Annotated in this window: 20 protein-coding genes; 12 read left to right on the top strand and 8 right to left on the bottom strand. The window is 58.4% G+C overall.

What is annotated here, in order from left to right; genetic code table 11:
- Positions 1-127: 127 nt before the first annotated feature.
- Entirely contained in the window at positions 128-1,114 is a 987-nt protein-coding gene (locus tag BMW97_RS02565; protein WP_090392514.1) for an MBL fold metallo-hydrolase, read from the top strand.
- Between the two features lie 4 nt (positions 1,115-1,118).
- Positions 1,119-2,030 carry a LysR family transcriptional regulator gene (locus BMW97_RS02560; RefSeq protein ID WP_045910587.1) on the top strand — a complete coding sequence of 304 codons (912 nt, stop codon included), beginning with the start codon at positions 1,119-1,121 and terminating at the stop codon, positions 2,028-2,030.
- Here the strand turns inward: BMW97_RS02560 and BMW97_RS02555 are convergent.
- Positions 2,021-2,905 (bottom strand): LysR substrate-binding domain-containing protein, encoded by an 885-nt coding sequence (locus tag BMW97_RS02555; RefSeq protein ID WP_008501665.1) that lies wholly within the window; start codon positions 2,903-2,905, stop codon positions 2,021-2,023. The genes BMW97_RS02560 and BMW97_RS02555 overlap by 10 nt on opposite strands.
- A gap of 113 nt (positions 2,906-3,018) precedes the next feature.
- On the opposite strand from BMW97_RS02555, the gene BMW97_RS02550 reads away from it, so the two are divergent.
- The gene (locus BMW97_RS02550; RefSeq protein WP_045910588.1) at positions 3,019-4,509 is read left to right on the top strand and encodes a UbiD family decarboxylase; all 1,491 of its coding nucleotides are present in this window, start codon (positions 3,019-3,021) and stop codon (positions 4,507-4,509) included.
- Positions 4,510-4,533: 24 nt separating this feature from the next.
- On the opposite strand, the gene BMW97_RS02545 is transcribed toward BMW97_RS02550, so the two are convergent.
- The 5 genes from BMW97_RS02545 to opgC are packed head-to-tail and all read right to left on the bottom strand — an operon-like array spanning position 4,534 to position 8,640.
- Complete coding sequence (locus BMW97_RS02545) at positions 4,534-4,959, bottom strand: ATP-binding protein (RefSeq protein ID WP_045910589.1); 426 nt, start codon at positions 4,957-4,959, stop codon at positions 4,534-4,536.
- On the bottom strand, positions 4,960-5,298 hold the full coding sequence (locus BMW97_RS02540; protein ID WP_024908544.1) for an STAS domain-containing protein: 339 nt from the start codon (positions 5,296-5,298) through the stop codon (positions 4,960-4,962). It lies immediately after the preceding gene.
- Complete coding sequence (locus BMW97_RS02535; protein WP_045910590.1) at positions 5,288-6,502, bottom strand: PP2C family protein-serine/threonine phosphatase; 1,215 nt, start codon at positions 6,500-6,502, stop codon at positions 5,288-5,290. The genes BMW97_RS02540 and BMW97_RS02535 overlap by 11 nt, the downstream gene beginning before the upstream one ends.
- A gap of 9 nt (positions 6,503-6,511) precedes the next feature.
- Complete coding sequence (locus tag BMW97_RS02530) at positions 6,512-7,411, bottom strand: hypothetical protein (protein WP_045910591.1); 900 nt, start codon at positions 7,409-7,411, stop codon at positions 6,512-6,514.
- Between the two features lie 11 nt (positions 7,412-7,422).
- Entirely contained in the window at positions 7,423-8,640 is a 1,218-nt protein-coding gene (gene opgC / locus BMW97_RS02525) for an OpgC domain-containing protein (protein ID WP_045910592.1), read from the bottom strand.
- A 281-nt stretch (positions 8,641-8,921) separates the two neighbouring features.
- Here opgC and BMW97_RS02520 point away from each other — a divergent pair, with 281 nt between their 5' ends.
- The 9 genes from BMW97_RS02520 (at position 8,922) to BMW97_RS02480 (ending at position 21,931) form a co-directional block, all read left to right on the top strand.
- On the top strand, positions 8,922-10,739 hold the full coding sequence (locus tag BMW97_RS02520; RefSeq protein ID WP_045910593.1) for a glycosyltransferase family 2 protein: 1,818 nt from the start codon (positions 8,922-8,924) through the stop codon (positions 10,737-10,739).
- Positions 10,736-12,055, top strand: coding sequence for a DUF3131 domain-containing protein (locus BMW97_RS02515; protein ID WP_090392512.1), 1,320 nt, complete (start codon positions 10,736-10,738; stop codon positions 12,053-12,055). Before BMW97_RS02520 ends, BMW97_RS02515 begins: the two co-directional genes overlap by 4 nt.
- Positions 12,052-13,599: a DUF3131 domain-containing protein gene (locus BMW97_RS02510; protein WP_045910595.1), complete on the top strand. Its 1,548-nt coding sequence runs from the start codon at positions 12,052-12,054 to the stop codon at positions 13,597-13,599. The genes BMW97_RS02515 and BMW97_RS02510 overlap by 4 nt, the downstream gene beginning before the upstream one ends.
- Positions 13,584-14,978: a DUF3131 domain-containing protein gene (locus BMW97_RS02505; protein ID WP_090392510.1), complete on the top strand. Its 1,395-nt coding sequence runs from the start codon at positions 13,584-13,586 to the stop codon at positions 14,976-14,978. The genes BMW97_RS02510 and BMW97_RS02505 overlap by 16 nt, the downstream gene beginning before the upstream one ends.
- A complete protein-coding gene (locus BMW97_RS02500; protein WP_024909518.1) occupies positions 14,975-15,400 on the top strand; it encodes a globin family protein in 426 nt (141 codons plus the stop codon). The genes BMW97_RS02505 and BMW97_RS02500 overlap by 4 nt, the downstream gene beginning before the upstream one ends.
- 11 nt (positions 15,401-15,411) lie before the next feature.
- On the top strand, positions 15,412-18,078 hold the full coding sequence (locus BMW97_RS02495; RefSeq protein WP_045910597.1) for a hybrid sensor histidine kinase/response regulator: 2,667 nt from the start codon (positions 15,412-15,414) through the stop codon (positions 18,076-18,078).
- A complete protein-coding gene (locus BMW97_RS02490) occupies positions 18,075-20,249 on the top strand; it encodes a glycoside hydrolase family 2 protein (protein WP_045910598.1) in 2,175 nt (724 codons plus the stop codon). The genes BMW97_RS02495 and BMW97_RS02490 overlap by 4 nt, the downstream gene beginning before the upstream one ends.
- A 94-nt stretch (positions 20,250-20,343) precedes the next feature.
- Complete coding sequence (locus BMW97_RS02485; RefSeq protein ID WP_045415848.1) at positions 20,344-20,631, top strand: VF530 family protein; 288 nt, start codon at positions 20,344-20,346, stop codon at positions 20,629-20,631.
- Between the two features lie 7 nt (positions 20,632-20,638).
- Positions 20,639-21,931 (top strand): glycoside hydrolase family 10-like protein, encoded by a 1,293-nt coding sequence (locus tag BMW97_RS02480; RefSeq protein WP_045910599.1) that lies wholly within the window; start codon positions 20,639-20,641, stop codon positions 21,929-21,931.
- Positions 21,932-21,971: 40 nt separating this feature from the next.
- On the opposite strand, the gene dsbG is transcribed toward BMW97_RS02480, so the two are convergent.
- Together dsbG and BMW97_RS02470 are read right to left on the bottom strand one after the other, a co-directional pair.
- Positions 21,972-22,730: a thiol:disulfide interchange protein DsbG gene (gene dsbG / locus BMW97_RS02475; protein WP_045910600.1), complete on the bottom strand. Its 759-nt coding sequence runs from the start codon at positions 22,728-22,730 to the stop codon at positions 21,972-21,974.
- 41 nt (positions 22,731-22,771) lie between these two features.
- Positions 22,772-23,383, bottom strand: coding sequence for a DsbA family protein (locus BMW97_RS02470; RefSeq protein WP_045910632.1), 612 nt, complete (start codon positions 23,381-23,383; stop codon positions 22,772-22,774).
- Between the last annotated feature and the right edge of the window lie 7 nt (positions 23,384-23,390).

The raw sequence follows: 23,390 nt of genomic DNA, 5'->3' as shown, positions 1-23,390 counted from the left end.
AAAAGGCATTGCCCGCCTTCCCGGCCCTTCGGTTGACTATCCATCCCGTTTATAGGTCCTATCATTTCTGGGCAGGTTCTTATAATTTTACGGAGCAGTAAGATGAGCACTTTCAAAGGAGACTCGTATGCTTACCGTGAAAAAACTTGCTCTTTCCACGCTGATTTCCAGTTCACTGCTTTTCTACCCTGCGATCCAGGCCTCGGCAGAGACGCCCCAGCACGTCGTTAAACAACCGGCGGGCGGATACAGCGTTCAGGTTGGGGACGTCCTGGTCACCTCGTTTACCGACGGGACCGTCGCGCAGGATCTGCACAAGCTGCTGCGCCGGACTACGCCGCAAAACATTGATGCACTGCTCGCGAAAAACGTCCAGACCAACCCGGCTGAGGTCTCCATCAACGCGTTCCTGATTGCGATACCCGGACATAAAATCCTGGTGGATACCGGCTCTGGCCAGCTCTTTGGTCCTGATACCGGCGGACGTCTGGTTGAAAGCCTCGCCACGCAGGGGATAAAACCCGAGGACATCACTGAAGTCCTGCTGACTCACGCTCACTCCGATCATGCCGGTGGCCTGGTGAAAGATGGCAAGGTGGTGTTCAGCAACGCGCGCGTTTTCGTTGGCAAACCGGATATCGACTTTTTCTTTAACGACGACAATCAGAAGAAAACCGGCTACGGCAAGAACTACTTTGACGTCGCGCAGAAGACCTTGAAGCCCTATCTTGACGCGGGGAAAGTGGTGCCGTTTAGCGGCACATCGGAGATTCTCCCGGGTCTGACCGGCACGGTTCATCCCGGCCATACGCCGGGTTCAGCCTTCTACACGCTAACGAGTAAAGGCGAGAAGATCACCTTTGTCGGCGACATCATTCATGCCGCGGCGGTTCAGTTCCCGCAGCCTGCGGTGACCATCACCTATGATGAAGATCAGAACAAAGCGGCAAGCGTACGCGAGTATGCGTTCGCTGACTTTGTGAAAAACAAGGACCTGGTTGCCGCCCCGCACCTGCCTTTCCCGGGCATCGGCTATGTGACGAAAGGCGAGAAAGGCGGTTATGCCTGGGTCCCTGTCACCTATACCAACCGGGACGCCAGCGGCGCGAAATAGAGCGATGACGCGGATATCTGACATGGACATAGCCCTGCTCCTGACGCTGGACGCCCTGCTTCAGGACAGGAACATCACCCATGCGGCCGCTCGGCTGGGCATCAGCCAACCCGCGCTGTCTGCCCGTCTCGCCCGTCTGCGCACGCTGTTTGGCGAACCGCTGTTCATTCCCTCCCCGCATGGACGCGGGGTGCTTCCCACGCCGCGAGCGGAAGCGCTCAGGCCGCAGGTGGCGAACGTACTGCGCGGCATCAGCGCGATGTTTGCCCCCACGGCATTTGATGCGCAAACCAGCAGCCGCACCTTTGTTATCGCGCTGCATGAGAACCCGGCGCTGATGCTCGGCACCGGGCTGCTTAACCAGGTGGGCACCGACGCACCCGGCATCCGCCTGCGCTTCGCCCTGCCGGAGATGGCTGACCTGCCGCAGCAGCTGGAAAACGGAGATGTGGACATCTACATCGGCGTGAGCGCGGGCGCTCATGACGGCTGGGTGAGGCGCAAACTCCTCGACGACGCGTTTGCCACCGCCCAGCGTAAAGGCCATCCGCGCGGAACAGGTCCGTTAGATCTGGAAAGCTACTGCGCGCTTTCCCATCTGGTGGTGTCGTCAGTGGGAGATCCGTTTACCGGCTTTGTCGACCAAACTCTTGCCGGGCTGGGCTATCAGCGACACGTCGCCATGTCCACCCAGAGCTACGCCATGGCGCCGCCGCTGGTTGCCGGTACCGACCTGGTCTGTACCCTGCCGGAACGGATGCTGCGACGGTTCGCCAGCACGCTGGATATTTTTCCACCGCCGCTGCCGCTCCAGCCGATTACCATCAACATGTACTGGCACCCGAAAAACAGCCAGGATCCGGCGAATGCCTGGCTGCGCGAGCAACTGCTGCGGGCCGCCGGACGTCAGGTGTGATCGAGGGTAACCAGAAACTTTTTAAGCACTTCTGAGCGTATAATCCGGTGGCAAACCAGGGTGAGTTCGCTCTCCCGCAACCGGTCGAGGATGTCCACGTAGACGACGTTCTCGACGCTCACCGCCTTTGCCGACGCGGGCAGCAGCGCCAGACCAAACCCTGCCGATACCAGGCTTATCACCGTGGGCACGTCGGTCGCGTTTTGCACCACGTCCGGCTGAAAGCCCGCCCCGCTGCAGGCGTCATAGAAATACTGTTCCAGCCCCATTCCTTCCGGGTCGCGCAGGGAGATCCATTTTTCGTCTTTCACCGACGAGAGCGTCAGTGCGGCGGACCCGGCCAGCGGATGCTGACGATAGAGCGCCAGCACCGTTTTCTCCGAGGCGAACGGGCGGCTTTGCAGATCGTCCGGCAGCGACGGCAGCGGCGCGCGGATGATGGCCACATCCAGCTGGTTGCTCTGCACGGCGGCGTAGAGCGTCTGCACGTTTCCCGTCATCAGCGACATGGTAATGGCCGGCCAGCGGCTATGCATCTGGCGAAGCGCGGCGGGTAGCCTGCCGTCGAACATCGCGCTCGACACGCACCCGAGGTTTAACACGCCCTGCTCGCCCCTTGCCGTCTGTCTGGCGTCCAGCACCGCCTGCTCGGTTAACGAGATGGCAAGCCTGGCTTTTACCAGGAACGCTTCGCCCGCGGGCGTCAGGGTTAAGCGGCGATTCGCACGGCTGAAAAGCGTGACGCCTAAACGTTCTTCCAGCGCCTTTATCTGCTGGCTCAGCGCCGGTTGCGCCATGTTCAGACGCTCGGCGGCCCGGTGCATATGGAGCTCTTCGGCCACGACGATGAAGTGGCGCATCTGACGAAACTGCACGAGACGACTTCCTGAATTGATATAAATTTACTTATCAATTTAACAGTAATGATGCAATTGATGCTATTGGTCATTGCCATAAAAATGGAGGTATTCAACCGAGGGAGGAAAATATGGAACACAAGATTAACGATCTCCGCAGCGCCATCGCCTTACTGCAGCGCCACGAAGGGCAGTATATCGAAACCGATCATCCGGTCGATCCCAATGCGGAGCTGGCGGGCGTCTATCGCCATATCGGCGCGGGTGGCACGGTCAAACGTCCAACCCGTACGGGCCCGGCCATGATGTTCAACAGCATTAAGGGCTATCCGCACTCCCGCATCCTGGTGGGCATGCACGCCAGCCGCGAGCGCGCGGCGCTCCTTCTGGGCTGCGAGCCCTCTGAACTGGCAAAACACGTCGGCCAGGCAGTCAAAAAACCGGTTGCGCCGGTTGTCGTCCCGGCCTCGCAGGCCCCCTGTCAGGAGCAGGTCTTCTACGCTGACGATCCTGACTTCGACCTTCGCAAGCTGCTTCCGGCCCCAACCAACACGCCGATTGATGCGGGTCCGTTCTTCTGTCTGGGGCTGGTGCTGGCAAGCGATCCGGAAGACAGCTCGCTGACGGATGTCACCATTCACCGCCTCTGCGTGCAGGAGCGCGACGAGCTTTCCATGTTCCTTGCCGCCGGGCGACATATCGAAGTGTTCCGCAAAAAGGCGGAGGATGCCGGAAAGCCGCTGCCGGTGACGATCAACATGGGTCTCGATCCCGCCATCTATATCGGCGCGTGCTTTGAGGCCCCAACCACGCCGTTTGGCTATAACGAGCTGGGCGTCGCCGGGGCGCTGCGCCAGCAGCCGGTTGAGCTGGTGCAGGGCGTGGCGGTCAAAGAGAAAGCCATCGCGCGGGCGGAAATCATCATCGAAGGTGAACTGCTTCCGGGCGTGCGCGTGAGAGAGGATCAGCACACCAACACCGGCCACGCGATGCCGGAGTTCCCGGGCTACTGCGGCGAGGCGAATCCCTCCCTGCCGGTGATCAAAGTGAAAGCCGTGACCATGCGAAACCACGCCATCCTGCAGACGCTGGTGGGACCGGGGGAAGAACATACCACGCTGGCCGGATTGCCGACCGAGGCCAGCATCCGCAATGCCGTTGAGGAGGCAATTCCGGGCTTCCTGCAAAACGTCTATGCCCATACCGCGGGCGGCGGTAAGTTCCTCGGGATACTGCAGGTGAAAAAACGCCAGCCGTCAGACGAAGGGCGTCAGGGCCAGGCGGCGCTTATCGCCTTAGCCACCTACTCGGAGCTGAAAAACATTATTCTGGTCGACGAAGACGTGGATATTTTCGACAGCGACGACATCCTGTGGGCGATGACGACGCGCATGCAGGGCGATGTCAGCATCACCAATATTCCGGGGATCCGCGGCCACCAGCTCGATCCGTCCCAGTCGCCGGATTACAGCACCTCGATTCGCGGCAACGGCATTTCCTGCAAGACGATCTTCGACTGCACGGTGCCGTGGGCACTGAAGGACCGCTTCGAGCGCGCGCCGTTTATGGAGGTGGATCCACGTCCATGGGCGCCGACACTGTTTGCTGACAACACGAAATAAAATCACGCGCGTATGACCTGCGGGTCATACGCTGATTTTCTTCTCAAGCGTGGCGATATTTTCACCCGCCACGCGTTCCACAGTGAAACGATCGACGCTCAGCAAAATGAGCATCAGCCCCCTGCCGCTCTCCAGCAGCGGCGACATTTCGCAGAAGCGGTCTCGCCTGGCGGCCTCAAGCCGCTCGTGCGGGAACGCGTCACCCGCGTCGCTAAAAACAACGCAGACGTCATTGCCACGGACATCGAACTGGACGCGAAAGAGGCGCGAGTTATCCTCGTGAAGCGCGTAGCGGATGATGTTCGTCGCCACTTCACAGGCGGCGAGATCGAAGGCGAAACGCCACTCATCATCGACGGGAAGCGCGCTCAACCTGTCGCCAAGCCAGCCGGACAGCGGCGTCAGGGACGCGATCGCCGCCGGAAATTCAGCCTGCTCCGGCCTCTGCATCTACTGCCCCAGCTGCGCAAGCGCGCTATGTTTATCCGGATAGATGCGGAAGATGCGATCCATTCGGGTCAGGGTGAACATGTTCATGATCCCGGGGTTCAGGGAGCACAGCGCCATTTCGCCTTTTCCGTTCATCAACTTGAACAACGACACCAGCATCCCCAGCCCGCTGCTGTCGATAAAATCCACTTTGCTAAAGTCGACGATTAAGGCTTTACGATCGCTGCCAATTTCCTCCGTCACGGACGCTTTAAACGTCGCGGCAACGGAGGCATCCAGCCGCCGGACCGCGGGCGTGAGAATGTTGGCATGCGGTAGTCGCTCGGTGTTAATAATCATTCTGTTCTCCCTGACGTTCAATCACGAGCAGTGACACGTCGTCGGTTAAGGCGATCGGTTCATCACGATTTGCATTGCGCCAGCCAGTCAGGTGGTCACCAAACCGCGGCAGGAGCTGGTCAACCGGGAGCCGGGCATGCTCATGAAGCCAGCGTTCGAGACGCTGCGGGCCAAACTGCTCGCCGCTGACGTTCTCGCACTCCGTAATACCGTCACTGAATAAGCATAAGCGATCCCCCGGATTGAGGGTAAACGCGACATCCTCCCAGCTCAGGTCTGGGATCAGGCCGACCGGCGGGCCGCCATCGCCCACGGACGTGACAGCGCTGTCTGCGTTCACAATGACGGGAGTAGGATGCCCTGCCTGGCACAACAATCCCTGCCCGCTTTCTGGATCGATCACGCCGTAAATGAGCGTGAAATAACTGGTGATGTCGCTCTCTTCACTGCAAAAGCGGCTGTTCAACATCCTGACAACCTCCGCGGGTGACTGAATGCCGCCCTCATCGGTAAACAGGAAGCGGTCCACCACCCGGCCATGTAAAAACTGGCGAGCCACCGCGAGGGACATCATCGCGGCCCCCACGCCGTGACCCGAGACATCAACGCAATAAAATCCCAGATGGGAATCCAGCGGAAAGATATTGAACACATCGCCCGAGACCCAGGCTGACGGTAAGAAAAGCCAGTCGGAGAAGTAGTCGCCGTAGCGTAAGCGGTGTGAAGGCAGCACCGAGTGCTGAACGCGTGCCGCCAGTTCAAGATCTTTTTCAATCTGATGCAAGGCTTCACTCAGGCGCTTGTTGTGCGCCGCGAGGGTCGCCTCCAGCGTCAAAATACGAACCCCGGCGTGAAGCCGCGCCCGGAGTTCAGCCTGTTCAACGGGCTTACTCAAAAAATCATCCGCCCCGGCATCAAACCCCTGCGTCACGTCCCCGGCATTCTCGCGGGCCGTCAACAGGATGATATACACATAGCGGCCAAACTGACGGTTGCGGATGGTCTGACACAGCATCAGCCCGTCCATTTCCGGCATTTCCCAGTCGCTTATCACCATGCTGACTGGCTGGCTGGACAAGATTTCCAGCGCAGCAACACCATTTTCCGCCTCGCTCACGAGATACCCCCACTGGGTGAGCATCCGGGAGAGTAACCGACGATAAATCAGCGAATCTTCAACGATTAACACGTGCAGCGCCGACATGTATCCCTCCTATAGCGGTAAGAACCAGATGAGGCTCACGGTCCCTTCCCTGAATTTTGCGTTACCGTTGCCGTGCCCCGGATAGCGCGTCCCCGCATAGTTTGCGTACTGGACAGAGAACGATCCCGGCGTATAGCCCGCGTAGCCGAAGCTGTAGCTGTAATCGCCGTTCCAGGGTTGCTGCTGGCTGCTGTCCGGGAACCAGAACGCAGTTGCGCGAACGAAGAAATGTTGTTTAAAGGTGTAGCCGCAGCCGCCGAGCATGACGTTTTTATTTTTGCGGATGTCATCGCTGCTGAGGTCGTAGTAGCGCGGCACCCAGCTGTACCCGACCTGGCAAATGATGGAATCCCCTTTATTAATCAGGAGCGTGTTTTCAACCGGTTTCGGTAGTGAAAACTTATAGGCAAGCGTAAAGGCGCCCTGTTCGAAATAGGTATGTCTCCGGCTGCCAGACGTCCAGAAGTGGTTTTCACCGTAGTTACCGTAAACCAGGCTGAACGTATTGGCGTGCCAGTCGTCATAGCCGAAGCTGTAGCGAAAATCGGCGGTATAGCGGGTGGTATCTCTGACCGGCAACCGGGAGGTAATGTTGGCAAACCAGAAGCTGTACGGGGAATACTGCAGACTAAGGTTGAGCGTCTGGTTTATTTTTTTCTCCTGCGCGGCGCTGTCAGAGCTATTAGGCACGCTCACCAGCTGCTCTTTCAGCCCCGAACTGAAGCTCAGAGCGCCTGAAAATTTCTTGTCATTTCCCGAGAACAAACGCCCCCACCGGCTGGTAAAAACGCCTGCCTGAACGGGTTCACCGTTCTTATCGCGCAGGGTTTCTTTATCACTATTTTGTGCCGCCTCTGCGGCGGGGATCGCGGCGAGCAGCACGCCCGCCAGAAGCCATTTTTCGCGCATAACCGCCATCCTTAGTTAGGTATCCAGCGTGCGCCGACGTCGTATTTTGCCATCAGCCACAAAATACCCAGTGCCGCCGCATGCACTAACGTGTTCTCTATCCAGGCGTGACGCCATAAATCGAAGGTGATGAACTGGCTCACCAGCAGCACCACGTACACATGCAAAATAAAGGTATAGAGCGAGTGCTGGCCTAGCGGGATCAGGAACCATCCCAGCAGGCGGTTGAGCGGCGTCCAGCAATACGTCAGCACCAGGTAGACGGTAACCATCAGGGCGATATCGTTTAGCACCCTCACCGGGCCCAGCCCGTTCTTCGCCGCCCAGGTGTGATAAAACGTATTGAAGCTGTCAGGCGGGATGACGTGCATGAGAAGCGCGGGCGGCATAAACGGGTTGGTATGGTTCTGGGCAACAAACCCCAGAATGAGCGCCACCAGCACCAGCGCGATCGCGACCCCTTTTCCCGGCGGCGTCCGGGCGAAAGAGAGCAGTTCGGCTTTATACCAGCCGCTGGCCATCCCCAGCACAAAGATGAACTGCCAGGCGAGCAGTGGAAAGGCAAATTCGAACTCCGATGGCGTCAGCCGAAGCGGCCACCATTGCCACAGGCTGTACACCAGCAGCGACAGCCCCAGCAGCCACCAGACTTTCCCTTTCTGCAGCATCCCCAAAAATAGCGGGCTGAGTAGCAGCAAGAAGATATACAGCCCAAGAATCTGCGTCTGATGGGGGCCGATCTGCAAATAGAGAATAATGTTGAACCAGGTCTCTTTAATTTGCGGCGTAACAGGATAAAGCGACCAACTTTGACCCGAAAAACGGTCGGTAAAATGGGTGACCTCGAACACATTAATATGTGGGATATAGGCCAGCAGAATAAATGACACTATGATAATGATATTTACGCGATATATTTTCCACGCCCTGAGATAAAGCCCCCAGGAAACCGTGAGTAAAACCACTTTTTGCAGTCGCGCGCGATTCAGCATGCCAAGCATAAACCCCGAGAGAATGACAAAGCCTTCTGCACCGGTTGTTAGCCCAAAACGTTCCCAGGAGAATATATTAAATACCGACATGACCTCCGTATGCGCCACGACCATCATGACGAGGGCTATGCCGCGCATAAAGTCAATTCTCAGGTCCCGTGCACCTGCTACGGCATAACGCCATGCTGTTGATTTAGCATCATCTTCTTGCGCTACCGACGGCGCAACATGGCTCATAGGGTGTCCTTTGCCTGAAAACGAAAATTAAGGTCTAAATAAAGTAGATAGCCTAAAGGAATAGTAACCGCAATTAATCGACGGCCGATGAAACATCATTAAGCAGAATTTAAGCTGAATTAACCACCGCTAAATATTAATAAAAACGTGGCTGGACACTTTTATTCGGCGTTCTACACTTATCTTAAATCTTGTTTAATCGCTATTTTCTTTCGCTTTTGGGCAACTGTCTGCGCAGCAGAATGGGTCTGCATTTTCACGGAATCAGGAACGCCGGAACTATGGATTTTTATTTTTCCCGTTTTGAACATCGTCGTCCTCCGGAGCCGTTAACAACACCGCGTTGGGTAATGATGACCTGGCAGGTGTTAGCGGTCGCGGCGCTTATTCTGGGTGCCAATTATATTTACTGGCGCTGGACCGCCTCCCTGAATACTGACGCATTATGGTATGCCATTCCGCTGGTCCTCGCCGAAACCCTGGCGTGGATTGGCACCGTGCTGTTTACCATCAATTTGTGGAAAGAACAGGATCCTCCTCAGAGTCCGCCGCCCGGCGAAATTAACGAATGTCTGTCGCCTGAGGAGGCCGTAGAACCTCGTCCTGTAAAAGTGGATTTGTTCATTGCCACCTACTCGGAAGACACCGAGCTGGTCAGGCTATCCATTCGCGATGCCCTGAAGATGGCGTACCCGTTCCCGATTGACTACCGCATCCACGTGCTTGATGACGGTCGCCGCCCGGAGATGAAAGCCGTCTGTGAAGAGGAAGGCGTTAACTATATTACTCGCCAGACCAACATCGGCTTTAAGGCCGGCAACCTGCGCAACGGCCTTGAGCAAACCGACGGCGATTTTATTGTTATCTGCGACGCCGATACCCGCGTATTTCCCACCCTGCTCAGCCATACGCTGGGTTATTTTCGCGATCCGGACGTGGCCTGGGTACAGACGCCGCAGTGGTTCTTCGATCTTCCGGAAGGAGAAAACCTGTCGCGCTGGGGCCAGCGAAAAGCCGGAAAAGTGGGCTACGGTCTGGGCTGGCTGATTCAAAAGTGTGTTGGCCCGGTCACGATAGGCCGCGACCCGTTTTTTAACGATCCGCGCATGTTCTATGACGTGATCCTGCGGCGGCGCAACTGGGCGAACGCGGCTTTCTGCTGCGGTGCGGCGTCCATTCACCGTCGTGAGGCGGTCATGCAGGCCGCGCTGAGAAGCTATGTCTGGTCCGTCGAAGAGGAGATCCATCGACATACCCGCGACATCCGCGATGACGAAACGCGGGACGCGCTGCAGAATGCAATGCGTCCGCACGTGGCGTTTGACACCGAGCTTACCCCCTACAAATTCCACGTCTCGGAAGATATTTACACCTCGGTGCTGCTGCACGGTGACGCCGCACGACGCTGGCGCTCGGTTATGCATCCGCGGGTGGAGTCGAAGATGCTCTCTCCGCAGGATATGCTGACCTGGATGATCCAGCGTTTTAAGTACGCCGCCGGCTCGCTGGATATTTTGTTCCATGACAACATCTTCAGCCGTCGCCGCTTCAGGCTTTCCCTCCCCCAGACGCTGATGTATGCCACCACCTTCTGGTCGTATATGGCCTGCGTGTGGAACACGGTGTTTTTGATTTCGCCCATTATCTATCTGTTCACCGGCATTCCGCCGGTGTCCGCCTGGTCGACGCCGTTCTATCTGCATTTTCTCCCGTTTTTTATTTTCTCTGAACTGGCCTTTATGTTTGGCACCTGGGGGATCTCGGCCTGGGACGGCAGGGCCTCTTATCTCTCCTTCTTTTCCATGAACCTGCGCGCGCTCAATACGGTGCTGCGGGGCGAGCAGATCAAATTTCACGTCACGCCAAAAGAGCGGCAGACGGGCCGTTTTCTCTACCTGGTGAAGCCGCAGATTGCCATCGTGGTGCTGACCCTCGCAGGGCTTATCTGGGGCGGTATCCAGGTGGCGCGTGGACAGGTAGACGACCCCTCCGGCTACGTCATCAATATTTTCTGGGGAGGGGTGAACATCGCCGCCATGCTGCCGCTGATTTTCGCGGCCATGTGGACGCCCGCTGAAGAGGACGAGGTCACCCAATGAGGATACGTGATGCCCTGCAGCCCGCGCGCAGCTACCTCACCATTTTGCTCGGCTTCCTGATCGGCTTTGCCATTGTGGTCTGGGTGGAGAAACAGATGCCCACGCGCGTGGAAAGCAGCGGCGGCATCGCGCTCAGTAAAGACTTCCCGCCGCTGCCTGCGAAACGCGCGCTGACCTATGACGAAGCCATCTGGGCGCGGGTCGCCTGGCAATACTACGTGAATAATACCCAGCCAAACGGGCTGGCGAACGCCAGCGACGGTGAGCCGTGGCTGAGCCTCTGGAGCGTAGGGAGCTACCTGTTTGCGACCGCTGCCGCAGAGCAGCTCAACATTATTTCCGCCGATGAATTCGACGAGAGGGTCGGCACGGCCCTGTTCACGCTGGGGCAGTTACCGCTCAACAAGCAAGGCCTCCCTGCCGCGTATTACCATGCTGACACCCTGAAGATCCTCGGCAAACCCGACGCCTCGGCAATTGGGCTGAGCCGCCTGCTGACGGCGCTTCAGACCCTCCTGTGGCGCTATCCTCAGCACGCGGCGGCTATCCACGATCTGTTTAGTCTCTGGAACACCGGCGCACTGATTGAAAATAACGTTCAAAGTCAGGCGGCCGTTCCGCTCCATCACTGGACGCTGACTGATGACGAACAGCGGGACAGCTTTGGCTACCGTCTCTATGCCAGCCATACGCTGCGCCTGATTGACAGCGCGGCAGGCCTCGCGGTGACCAACCCGCCTGAAGGGCAAAAGATGATCGATCTGGATGGCGTGATGGTGCCGGATGAAGGGCTTCGCACGCCATGGGGCAAGCAAACCTCCCTGATCAGTCTCCCCTATCTGTTAACCGGTCTTGAGCTTGGCTTTGATGCGCAGAGCGCTGAAATTGCGTGGCGGATTATGCAGATCCAGCAGCGGCGCCATAGCCTGCGCAGCCCAAAACCGCCGGTCAGCACGGATTATGCCGAACCGGCGCCGGATTACGTCAACGATCTGCCGGACAGGCAGCCGGTTCAGGCGCGCAACCTGCGCGACGAGGTGCCGGAGAAAGTGGCGATTACCTCCACCCGCACCGCATTTGCCTGGTACGCCCTGTTCCGCAACAGCTGGAGCGAAGCGCTGCGCCAGCAGGTTCTGGCCCTTCAGGTGCCGGGTAAAGGCTGGCAGCGCGGGTTAAATCTCAACAACAGCGTCAATGCCGTCGTAGACGCCGATACCAATGCCATTGTGCTGGAAAGTCTGTCTTACATCGCGCATGGCCAGATGCTCTGTCTGGCCTGCCTCTACACTTCCCCCTCAGCAGGAGCAACGCCATGAAGCCACGATCCCCGATCCTTTTTCACCTGCTCACGGGAATAACGATCTGCTGGCTGGCGTTATCGACCGTGCGTGCGGATACCGAGCTGCCTGCATCAGGTTACTCCCCGCGCAGCGGCGAGCTGACCGCCCGGGAGATGACCATCGCGAAAAACGCCTGGCAGTATTTCGTCTCCAACTATCAGCCCACGACGGGCCTGGTGAATGCGGTCAACAAATATCCCTCCACCACCATGTGGGACAGCGCCTCCTATCTGGCCGCCCTGACGGCGGCGCGCGAGCTGGGAATCATTGATAAAGCGGAATTTGACCGCCGGATGCTGAAATTCCTCGCCACTTTAAACACCCTGGTACTGTTCCGCAACGAGCTCCCCAACAAAGCCTATAACACCATCAGTGGCCAGAAAGTGGACTACACCAACAAGCCCGGCGAAATTGGCTTCTCGGCGCTGGATATCGGGCGAATGCTGGTCTGGCTGAAAATCATCAAAGAGCGTTATCCGGAATACGGCAACAGCATTGATAACGTGGTGCTCGGCTGGGATTTCAGCCACGCGATCGACCCCTGCGGCACGCTGTACGGGGCCTATCTGGAGAACGGCCAGCCGAAATATGTTCAGGAAGGTCGGCTGGGCTATGAAGAGTACGGCGCGGCCGGGTTCCAGCTGTGGGGGTTTAATACCTGTAAAGCCAGCCGTCCGCAGCCTTACGAGCTGGCCGAAATCTACTGCGTGCTGGTCCCGTACGATACGCGCGATCCGCGCAACACGTCGCAGCATAACTACGTGGTGACGGAATCCTACCTGCTCTACGGGCTGGAGTTCGGCTTTGATAAACCGACCGATCGGGATAACGCCCCGCGCGACTACTCCCTGACGTGGATGAAAAACTTTGCTGACCGCGTTTATCAGGCTCAGGAGAACCGCTATACCATTACCGGCGTCCTCACCGCGCGCTCCGAGCACCAGCTCGATAAGGCGCCTTACTTCGTCTATGACACCGTCTTCAGCGACGGATACAACTGGAACACCATTACCGATAAGGGCCAGTTCGTCCCTAACGCTGCCGCGATATCGCTGAAGGCGGCGCTGGGCATGTGGGTGCTGTGGAACTCCCCTTATACCGACCGCCTGCTGAATACCATTGAGAATGCCAACGAAGAGGGAAAAGGCTACTACGAAGGGCTGTATGAAAACGGTGACGGCCCGATCAAAGAGTTCACCGCGAACAATAACGGCATCATGCTGGAGGCCCTGTTGTTCAAAAAAGAGGGAAAACTGCTGGCCTTCAACACCGACAACCCGAAGAGCAAGGATTTTGCGCCGTCGCTGTGGAATCAAAAGCTGCTCGATCAGTTTGAAGAGAACAACGCGCTGCGCAGTCGCCCGTTCCTGACCAGCACACCGGCCGTAAAAAGCTGGTGCGACCGGACCGGCGTCACGCAGCGTACCAAACCCGCCTGTCAGGCCTGTCAGTGCGCGTCATGCAGCGCGGACGAGCCCGTTAAACTGCCTCCGGTGACTGCGCAATGCTTAAAACCTTAGCCAGAGGGCTCGCGGGATTACTCCTCGCAGGCGCGATCATCTTTGCCCTGTTTGGCCATCAGGGCGCAGGCTGGCGCTGGCTCATCCACGGCGGCTGGCACTCCAGTGCGCGTATTGCCGCCCTGACGCCGGAGGAGCAGACGTGGGCGGCGATCGCCTGGCGCTATTTCGTCAATAATACCCAGCCGCAAACGGGCCTGGTCAACGGGAGCGACAAACAGCCTCGCGTCACGCTCTGGCAAATGGGCGATACGCTTATTGCCCTGCTGGCGGCAAAAGAGCTGGGGCTAATTGATGATGCCGAGTATGACGCTCGCTTAACCCGTATCATGGGCACCCTTAAGCGTCTGATGCTGACCGATGCCCGGACGCCGGGCCGACTCTATTCCAGCCAGACGGCGACGCCCGTCGATTTTAGCGGCAAGCCCAGCAAAAACGGCTGGTCCGCGCGCGATATGGCGCGTCTGATGCTCGCCCTGCGCCTCACCGCAGAGCGGGAACCGCAGTACAGCGAATACCTCGATAAAATCATCCTGCGCTGGAATTTCTGCCCGGTCATCGACGGCGAAGGCGAACTGTGGTCATCTTCCCTGCAAAACGGCCAGCCGGTGGTGCGCGAGGAGCTGCGCCTGGGCGAGAGCGAATATGCCGCGACGGCGTTTCAGCTGTGGGGGTTTTCCCCGGAGAAAGCGTTTACGCCCCCGGCGCACCACGTCATCATCGCCCAGCGGCGTCTGGCCGTTGATGCCCGGGATCCGCGCACCACGTGGCAGCCCTCCCTGATTACCACCCTTCCCTATATGCTGCCGGGTCTGGAGTTTGGCTGGGAGCCCGAAGGCGTTGCGGCCGATCGGCAAAAGCACCTGCGCAAGCAGGCCGAAAACGTCTGGCTGAGCCAGAAGAGCCGCTGGGAGACCGATAAGATCCTGACGGCCAGAGCAGATTTCTCGCTCTCTCAGGCGCCCTGGCATATCCAGGATACGGTCTGGGGAAATGGCTATGCCTGGAACTCGGTCGGAGACGATGGCCGGGACTACACCCGTTTCGCGCAGGTATCGACCAAGGCGGTTTTTGCCCTGTGGGCCCTGTGGGACACTCCGTACACCGACGTGCTGATGACGGTCACAAAACACCTTAACGATCCGCAGAAAGGCTGGTACGAAGGCCGTCAGGAAGCCACGGGCGATACCAACGCTGCCTTAACCCTCTCAACCAATGCCACGGTTCTGGAAGCCCTTTTCTTTAAACACAATGCCGGGCCGCTGTTTGACGTTCGTCGGTCGAAGAAAGAGAGCTATTTTTCACGCCGTCTGGCAGAGGAGTACACGCCTGTCGGGCAGTGTCTGCCAGGCGAAAGCACCATAAGGAGGACGCCGTGAAGTTTTATCGCGATCTGTTTGAATCCAGCCTGAACCGCGTCTTTCCGAATAATGAAAAAACCGCTTTTTTTCAGACGTTCTATGACGCCTTCGTCCATATGTCACCCGAAACGGAAGCGCATTTTTCTCGTCTGCCGGATCGGGAGGGTCAGCAGACCCTGTTTAAGAGTTTCTTCGCCATGCTTGCGGTGGACGGCGCGTTAATCGTGCCTGATTTTCTCGAGCGCCTGGCGCGGGAGCAAAGCGACGACGGCCTCCACCTCCCCCCGCGATTCTTTGCCCTGTGGCGCGAAGCGATGTTGAACGCGGTGAGTGAGCGAGATCCGCAGTGCGACGATGAGATCCTGACGGCCTGGGCCATGGCGATCGCGCCCGGGCTGGAATATCTGCGCCGACAGGCAGAACTGCACTACCGCGCGTAGGGAGGATCACGATGAGTTCGTTCACGTACGATCTTAACGCACTGCCGGCCGCCGTCATGATTTATGACCGCGAGGAACGCCTTCAGGCCTGGAATCACAACGTGGCTCTGTTTTATCCGGTCATAACCCCGTGGCTGAAGGTGGGGACAACACTTGAGGCGCTGGCGGAACGCTTTATCGATGCCGTTTACAACGTCGACCCCGGCCTGCGCCAGACGCTGCGCGAGTCGATCGTGCGCAACTGTCGACAGAATAAACACTGCGAAGTGCGGCAGGCGGGCCAGCGGCGGATTTTCGTCCAGCACCAGCGGCTTGCGGACGGCGGCATTGTCAGCCTGCACAGCGATATCACGGAGCTGGATGAAGCGCAGCGCGCGCGCCATCAGCTGCATGACGACTTTCTGCTGACGGCGGAATCCATCCATATCGGGATCTGGGACTGGCAGGTTTCTGGCGACACGCTCCAGGTGAATGACACCCTGCTTGCCATGCTGGGCCAGTCGCGCACACAGTGGCGATATCCGGTACGTTTTCTCCTCAATCAGGTCCACGAGGACGATCGCGCAGCGCTACGCAAGGCGCTGCACGCTTCGAAGCAGGATCACCGTCCGGTCTTTGAATGTGAAATTCGCGTGCATCACCCTACCGAAGGACTGCGCTGGATGCTGCTCTCCGGCCAGGTGGTCACCCTCTCCATTGAGGGAAACGCCGAGCGCGTGATTGGCACGCTGCAGGATATTACGCGGCGCAAAGAGGCTGAAATTCAGGCGTTCGCCTCGGCCATTGAGGCACAAAAAGCCAATGAGGCAAAAAGCGCGTTCCTGGCGAATATGAGCCATGAAATTCGCACCCCGATGAACGGCATTATTGGCATGACCCAGCTGTGCCTGGATACGTCTCTCAGTGCCGATCAGCGCGATTATCTGACCCTGGTGATGAGCTCTGCCCAGTCTCTGCTGCATATCATCAACGACATTCTCGATTTTTCCCGAATTGAAGCCGGCAAAGTGGAGCTGGAGGCGGACCCCGTGCCTGTGCGCACCTTTATTCAGTCGCTTATTCGCCCACACATGCCGGGGGCGAGCGAAAAAGGCATCGAGCTGCTGGTTGATATTGCGCCCGACGTCCCCGACGTGCTGCTGGTCGACGGCGCGCGTCTGCGCCAGATCCTGACCAATCTGCTGGGTAACGCGCTGAAGTTTACCCATCAGGGAGAAGTGATCCTGGTTGTTGAGCCCGACGATAGCGCGGACAGATGGCGTTTTCGCGTGCGCGATAGCGGCATTGGCATACCGGCAGATAAGCAGAAGGCTATTTTTGAAGCCTTCAGCCAGGCGGACAACTCAACCACCCGCCGCTATGGCGGTACGGGGCTCGGGCTAACCATCTCGGCAAGACTGGTTGCGGCGATGGGGGGCGAATTAACGGTCTCCAGCGAGCCGGGAAAAGGCAGCGAATTTACGTTCTCGCTGCCGCTGGCGGCGCAGACCCTTGCGCCCGGAGAGCGCCCACATAGCCAGCGCTTTAACGGGGAACCCGTGCTGGTGGTTGATGATAACGCGACCAACCTGCGGCTGCTGGCAGCGATGCTCAGCCAGATGGGGCTGAAACCCACCTGTGTTAACAACGCCAGCGAGGCCATCAACCTGGTTAAAACGGGAACGGCTTGGCCGCTGATCCTGCTGGACGCGCAGATGCCGGATATGGACGGCGTGTCGCTGGCCCTTGAGCTTTCAGTTCTGCCGCAGGTTGCTGAGAGCCATATCATTATGCTGAGCTCCATGAGCCGACATTTTGATATCAATATGCTGAAGCGGATCGGGATCAAGACCTATCTGCATAAGCCTATCGCCCAGGATGAATTACATCAGGCGATTGCCGCCGCGTTTGAACGTTCGCCGGTGCCCGTGGGTGAAAGCCCCCCCGCGCCTGTCGCCTCGCCAGGGGCTACGGGACTGCGGATCCTGCTGGCTGAAGATAATCTGGTCAACCAGAAGGTCGCCGCGCGCCTGCTCGAGCGGCTCGGCCACACCTGTCAGATCGTCGATAATGGCGTCGCGCTGCTGGAACGCTGGCGCGAGGATACGTGGGACGTTTTGCTGATCGACCTTCAGATGCCAGAGATGGACGGTGAAACCGCCATTCGCCTGCTGCGTGAAGAAGAACGGTCCCGCCCCGGCCCGGCTCAGCCCACCGTCGCCATGACCGCACACGCCATGCAGGGGGACAAAGAGCGCTGTCTTAACATGGGTTTCGACGGCTACATTGCCAAACCCATCAGCCAGGAGCGTCTCGCTGAAGAGATTGCCCGCGTACTCCAGCACCACGAAGACACCTCCGCTTTTCCGGATGAAGCACGCCTGCTGAAGCAGTGCGCTGACGATCCCGCCCTGGTGCAGGAGCTGCTGGCCCTGTTTGGCGAAGGGCTAAATGAAGCAATCAAAACCATTACCCAGGCGATCGACAGCAACGATCGCGAGGCGCTGCGCCGCGCGGCCCACAAGCTGCGCGGAGAGGCCGTCACCCTGGACTTCAGCACGCTCGCACAGCAGCTGCAGGTGCTGGAAAGCGACGCGCATGCGCTGGATGGGCAACAGCTTGCAGCCCTGAATGACAACCTTCGCCAGGAATCGCTGCGCCTGATGGCGTGGCTCACCGCACGCGGGGTAAACGCATGATGACTCGCAACTGCGCGCTGCTCTTTGCCCTGTTGACCACCCACACGGTGGCGAACTCCGTGCCGGTCAGCTGGTCTCTGGCAGGTGAATGGCAGGTTCAGGATGCCAATGACAGCGCACATCCTGCCGCATCAGGCTGGCGCCCGCTTCAGGTTCCTGCCAACTGGTACAGCGCCGGGTTCGATCACCAGGGCGCGCTGTGGTATAAGCACGCGTTTTCCCTACCCGTGCAGCCCCCCGACGTAATGAGTACCCTGGTGTTTGACGGCGTCGATTATCTTGCAGAGGTGACGCTGAACGGCCAGCTACTGGGCAAGCATGAGGGCTATTTTCAGCGCTTTTCGCTGGATGCCCGTTCGGCGTTACAACGTCACAACCAACTCGTGGTCAGGGTCGACAGCCCTTACGAAGATCCCACTAAGGTCTGGCCGCTGCATAAAACGCTTATGAAGGGGATCCTTAACCAGCATGACACGCGTCCCGGTGGGGCCTGGTCGCCGCAAGGACAGGACGCTAACTCAGGCGGCATCTGGGCACCGGTCAGGCTGCATCTTAGCCGGGGCGCTACCCTTGATGAGACCATCCTGCGGCCCGACTGGACGCAGGGACTGACTCGCCCGGCGTTAAAGGCGGAGATTCGCTATCGCGCACTCGATCCGGGCCCGGCGACCCTGCGGCTCACCGCCACGCCCGCCAATTTCAGCGGCAAGCGCTATCAGGCTGATTTTCCGGTTACCCTCGAAAGCGGCGCCCATTCCGTGCAGGTGACGCTGCCCATGCCGAAGGCAAAACTGTGGTGGCCCGTCGGCACGGGGAAACCGCACCTGTATACCATTCGCGTGGCATTGCGGGATGAAAACGGCCTGATGGATACGGCGGTCACCCGTACCGGGCTGCGTAAGATCGTCGAACAGCCCGACAATAAGGGCTGGCTCATTAACGACAAACGCCTTTTCATTAAGGGCAGTAATTACATCGGTTCCCCCTGGCTCAGCACCATGACGCGAGAAAAATACCGTCGCGATCTTCGTCTGGTGGAAACCATGAACGCCAACGCCATACGCGTGCACGGACACGTTGCCGGACGTGCATTGTATGACGTGGCCGATGAGATGGGGATGATGATCTGGCAGGACGTTCCGCTGCAGTGGGGCTACGACAGCCGAGACGCCTTTACGAAAAACGCGGTTCGCCAGACGCGGGAGATGGTCGAACAGTTTGGCAATTCGCCCGCCATCATCGTCTGGGGCGGGCATAACGAACCGCCGTGGAATTCGCCGTGGATGGAAAAACGCTTCCCGGACTGGAATAAGGATCTGAATCGCGAGCTCACGCAGCAGGTAGCGGATACGCTTGCCGAAGATACCTCCCGCATCGTGCATCGCTTTTCCGCCGTTGAAGAGCATTACTGGGCGGGCTGGTACTTCGGCACCGTGCGCGACCTGCTTGCACCGGCTAAAACGGGGATCATTACCGAGTTCGGCGCGCAGGCGCTTCCCCGCTTATCGACGCTAAAAACCATCATCCCGGCGGCGTCGCTCTGGCCAAAAACGACCGCCGCTGACGATCCCGGCTGGACCGTCTGGAAATACCATAATTTTCAGCCCTTCCAGACCTTTAAGTTTGCCGGTATTCCGCGCGGGAAGAACATTCAGGAGATGATTCGCAATACTCAGGCGTACCAGTCTCAGCTGGTGGCCACGGCGGCAGAAAGCTATCGCCGACAGCGCTACCAGCCGGTGACGGCCCTGTTCCACTTCATGTTCGTGGAAACCTGGCCCTCCATCAACTGGGGCGTGGTGGACTACCTGCGTAAACCTAAGGCCGGGTTTTACGCGTTACAACGTGCGTACCAGCCTGTTCTGCCGTCCATTGAGCCGGTCACCGCGCAGTGGCAATCCGGGGCGGCGGCGACCGTGCGTCTGTGGGTCATCAACGACACCTGGAAACCGTGCCGCGAATGCCGTCTGAGCTGGCGCATCACCCAGCGCGATAAGGTGCTGGCAAAAGGCACGACGACGACGACGATCGCAGCAGACTCGGGAACGATGATTAAAACGCTGACGGCCACGCCCGCGGGCCAGGCTGACGTGTCGATTCGGTTTACGATAAAAAACAGTGCGGGAAAAATTGTCGGCGAAAATCAGCGCACGGAGTCCGTCATAAAGTGAGCGAGGGGAAAAGGAAAATTGCCGCTTCCCCTGCTTTCTTGTACCCTTTCAGCGTTTACCCCAATCCCCTAAAAATCGAGACATCCGGACGCCTATGACTGCACATATTTCCAAAGATCCTTTGCATGGCGTAACGCTGGAGATGATGGTCAACGCCCTGGTGGCGAAATATGGCTGGAGCGAGTTGGGCGACCGCATCAAAATTAACTGTTTCAGAAAAGACCCCAGCGTTAAATCGAGCCTGAAATTTCTGCGCCGTACCCCATGGGCGCGCGCGGAAGTGGAAGCCCTGTATCTGGACTCTCTCAACGATGAGGGAAATACAGCGCAGGCGGCGCCCGCCTTTAATCCCTGGGCCAACAGTCGGATTATCAAGAGCTAATACGCAAATGACGCGACACGTAAAACGGATCGGTGCGCTGGCTGCCTGCGCGCTTTTACTTGTGAGCTGCTCCTCAAAACCACCGAAATCGCTGGTTACCCCTCTCCCCACCGTCAGCAAACCGACGCCGCAGGCAAACCAGCCGATGCGCGGCATCTGGCTGGCGACCGTCTCGCGTCTCGACTGGCCCCCGGTGGCCTCGGTGAATGGCCGCAGCGCGGACCAGCGCATCTCGATGCAAAAGCAGGCGCTGATCGCAAAGCTCGACAACCTTAAGCAACTCGGCATCAACACGGTCTTTTTCCAGGTGAAGCCGGACAGCACGGCGCTCTGGTCATCAAAGATTCTCCCGTGGTCGGATATGCTGACGGGCAACATCGGGGAATATCCGGGATACGACCCGCTGCAGTTTATGCTCGATGAAGCGCACAAGCGCGGCATGAAGGTCCATGCCTGGTTTAACCCCTATCGCGTGTCGACCAACACCAAACCGTCCACCATCGCCGCCCTGAACCGGACGTCATACCAGACGCCGTCCAGCGTTTATGTCCAGCACCCGGAATGGGTCCGCATCTCAGGCGACCGCTTTGTGCTCGACCCGGGCATTCCCGAGGTGCGGGACTGGATAACCAAAGTGGTGACCGAAGTGGTGGCGAACTACCCGGTAGACGGCGTGCAGTTTGATGATTACTTCTATGCCGAATCCCCGGGCTCCGCGCTGAATGATTCGCAGACCTGGCGGCAGTACGGCCAGGGTTTTGCCTCAAAAGCCGACTGGCGAAGGCACAACACGCAGCAGCTGATCGTCCAGGTCTCCCGCGCGATCAAGCAGACAAAGCCCGACGTTGAGTTTGGCGTCAGCCCGGCGGGGGTATGGCGTAACCGCTCCTTTGACCCGGCAGGCTCCGACACACGAGGCGCCGCGGCCTATGATGAATCCTTCGCCGATACGCGTCAGTGGGTGCAGCAGGGCCTGCTGGACTACATCGCGCCGCAGATTTACTGGCCCTTCGCGCGTGATGCCGCGCGCTACGACGTGCTGACCAGATGGTGGGCCGACGTCGTGAAGCCGACCCACACGCGCCTGTATATCGGCATTGCGTTCTACAAGGTGGGCGAACCGTCGAGAAACGAGCCGGACTGGACGGTTCAGGGCGGCGTGCCGGAGCTGAAAAAGCAGCTCGATCTCAACGATTCGCTGCCCAACGTCAACGGCACCATCCTGTTCCGGGAAGATTACCTGAACCAGCCGCAGACCCAGCAGGCGGTAAACTACCTCCGTGGACGCTGGGGTAGCTAAGTAACGAGCAGGCAGAAACGCCCGTTTCTGCCTGTTTTTTTTACGGCTTCGGCCCGAACATCGCCTCGAGCTGCTGCGCATCCGGCATCCCCACCACCTGCTGCAGCTCGTTTTCCGCATTCAGATAATAAATAGCCGGCGTGGCGTTAGCGCCCAGGCTGTCCATCAGCGCCTGATGTTTCTGTAGGATCTCAACCGTTTCGCGGGACGCCTCGCCTTCAGGCTTGGGCAATTTTTTGCCGCCGGAGAGCTCGTATTCGCGCCAGGCCGCAACCGGATCTTTCGCATTCAGAATGGCGGCGGCGTTGCGTCCGCTGTTGGGGTTGAGGAACGCCACCAGCAGCGTATTGAGCTGCACCTTACCGGCCTTCACCCACGGCTGCGCCTCGGACCAGAACTGCTTGCAGTACGGACAGAACGGATCGGCAAAGACAAAGACCTTACGCGGGGCGTTATCCGCCCCTTCTTTCAGGGGATGCGCCGCATTGAGGTTCTTCCACATTTCACGTCCCATTGGGGCGTAGATCTCTTTCTGGAAATAGCCTTCGCTGAGGTTTTTTCCTTTTTCATCATAAAGATAACCTGAGATCACGTGCTTGCCGTCCGGCGTAAGAAAGAGCGTGACGCCCATATCCTGATACTGCCCCAGCCAGGCTGGCGCCCCGCCCGGCGCATCCAGCTTCTTGATGATTTTGATGTTCTGCTGCTCGCTGAAGTGCTTCACCACATCCGGTATGGCTTCAGCCGCCTGTACCAGCCCTGACGTCGCCAGCGCCGAAAGTAACAGTAATTTTTTCATTTCCCTCTCCGGTTTGTCGGGGGCATTTCGCCCCCTTCAGGTTAGCGGTTTTTCAGTGCTTCACTGACCATTTCGTCGAATTGTTCGAACGGCACCCAGCCGGGAAGCAGCCCCTCGCCGATAAGCGTGGCGGGCGTGCCCTGGATCCCCATTTTTTCCGCGACAATGAGGCTGCGCCTGATCGTCAGAAAACTCTCCTCGTCCGGCGTCGTCACGCTCACGCCCGCCCGCTTTTGCGCCTCCTGAATGCTGGCGTCATCGTGGTACCCCTTTTTCGCCATCAGGGTGTGGTTCAACTTCATAAACTGCTCAGGATGCGCACGCCAGACGGTTAACGCGTCTCGTGCGGCGGTCAGCGAACTTTCCGAGCGGAAAGGTAAAAACTTAAAGACCACAGCCACGTCCGGATGTTTTTCGACAATCTTCTCCAGGTACGGATCGAATTTTTTACAGTACGGGCAGTTGTAGTCGGTAAACACCACCAGGGTGAGCTTTGGGTTTTTCGCGCCGATGCGCGGGGAGTTTGGATCGTTAAACAGGAAATCAGCGATCATCTTCTGCGCGCGCTGCTCCTGGTCCGGCGTCAGCGGCTGGGCAGCAAACACCTGAACCGGGGCCAGCAGGAGCAGCAGCGTAATAAGGAATTTTTTCATCATACCG

Origin of the sequence: Enterobacter sp. NFIX58 (assembly GCF_900110475.1) — a bacterium.
GTDB classification, from domain to species: domain Bacteria; phylum Pseudomonadota; class Gammaproteobacteria; order Enterobacterales; family Enterobacteriaceae; genus Enterobacter; species Enterobacter quasiroggenkampii.
This window is presented reverse-complemented; position numbering and strand designations above follow the sequence as displayed.

Coding starts and splice junctions, on each gene's coding strand:
- BMW97_RS02565 (WP_090392514.1), top strand. CDS start 128: ATGCTTACCGTGAAAAAACTTGCTCTTTCCACGCTGATTTCCAGTTCA.
- BMW97_RS02560 (WP_045910587.1), top strand. CDS start 1,119: ATGACGCGGATATCTGACATGGACATAGCCCTGCTCCTGACGCTGGAC.
- BMW97_RS02550 (WP_045910588.1), top strand. CDS start 3,019: ATGGAACACAAGATTAACGATCTCCGCAGCGCCATCGCCTTACTGCAG.
- BMW97_RS02545 (WP_045910589.1), bottom strand. CDS start 4,959: ATGCAGAGGCCGGAGCAGGCTGAATTTCCGGCGGCGATCGCGTCCCTG.
- BMW97_RS02540 (WP_024908544.1), bottom strand. CDS start 5,298: ATGATTATTAACACCGAGCGACTACCGCATGCCAACATTCTCACGCCC.
- BMW97_RS02535 (WP_045910590.1), bottom strand. CDS start 6,502: ATGTCGGCGCTGCACGTGTTAATCGTTGAAGATTCGCTGATTTATCGT.
- BMW97_RS02530 (WP_045910591.1), bottom strand. CDS start 7,411: ATGCGCGAAAAATGGCTTCTGGCGGGCGTGCTGCTCGCCGCGATCCCC.
- opgC (WP_045910592.1), bottom strand. CDS start 8,640: ATGAGCCATGTTGCGCCGTCGGTAGCGCAAGAAGATGATGCTAAATCA.
- BMW97_RS02520 (WP_045910593.1), top strand. CDS start 8,922: ATGGATTTTTATTTTTCCCGTTTTGAACATCGTCGTCCTCCGGAGCCG.
- BMW97_RS02515 (WP_090392512.1), top strand. CDS start 10,736: ATGAGGATACGTGATGCCCTGCAGCCCGCGCGCAGCTACCTCACCATT.
- BMW97_RS02510 (WP_045910595.1), top strand. CDS start 12,052: ATGAAGCCACGATCCCCGATCCTTTTTCACCTGCTCACGGGAATAACG.
- BMW97_RS02505 (WP_090392510.1), top strand. CDS start 13,584: ATGCTTAAAACCTTAGCCAGAGGGCTCGCGGGATTACTCCTCGCAGGC.
- BMW97_RS02495 (WP_045910597.1), top strand. CDS start 15,412: ATGAGTTCGTTCACGTACGATCTTAACGCACTGCCGGCCGCCGTCATG.
- BMW97_RS02490 (WP_045910598.1), top strand. CDS start 18,075: ATGATGACTCGCAACTGCGCGCTGCTCTTTGCCCTGTTGACCACCCAC.
- BMW97_RS02485 (WP_045415848.1), top strand. CDS start 20,344: ATGACTGCACATATTTCCAAAGATCCTTTGCATGGCGTAACGCTGGAG.
- BMW97_RS02480 (WP_045910599.1), top strand. CDS start 20,639: ATGACGCGACACGTAAAACGGATCGGTGCGCTGGCTGCCTGCGCGCTT.
- dsbG (WP_045910600.1), bottom strand. CDS start 22,730: ATGAAAAAATTACTGTTACTTTCGGCGCTGGCGACGTCAGGGCTGGTA.
- BMW97_RS02470 (WP_045910632.1), bottom strand. CDS start 23,383: ATGAAAAAATTCCTTATTACGCTGCTGCTCCTGCTGGCCCCGGTTCAG.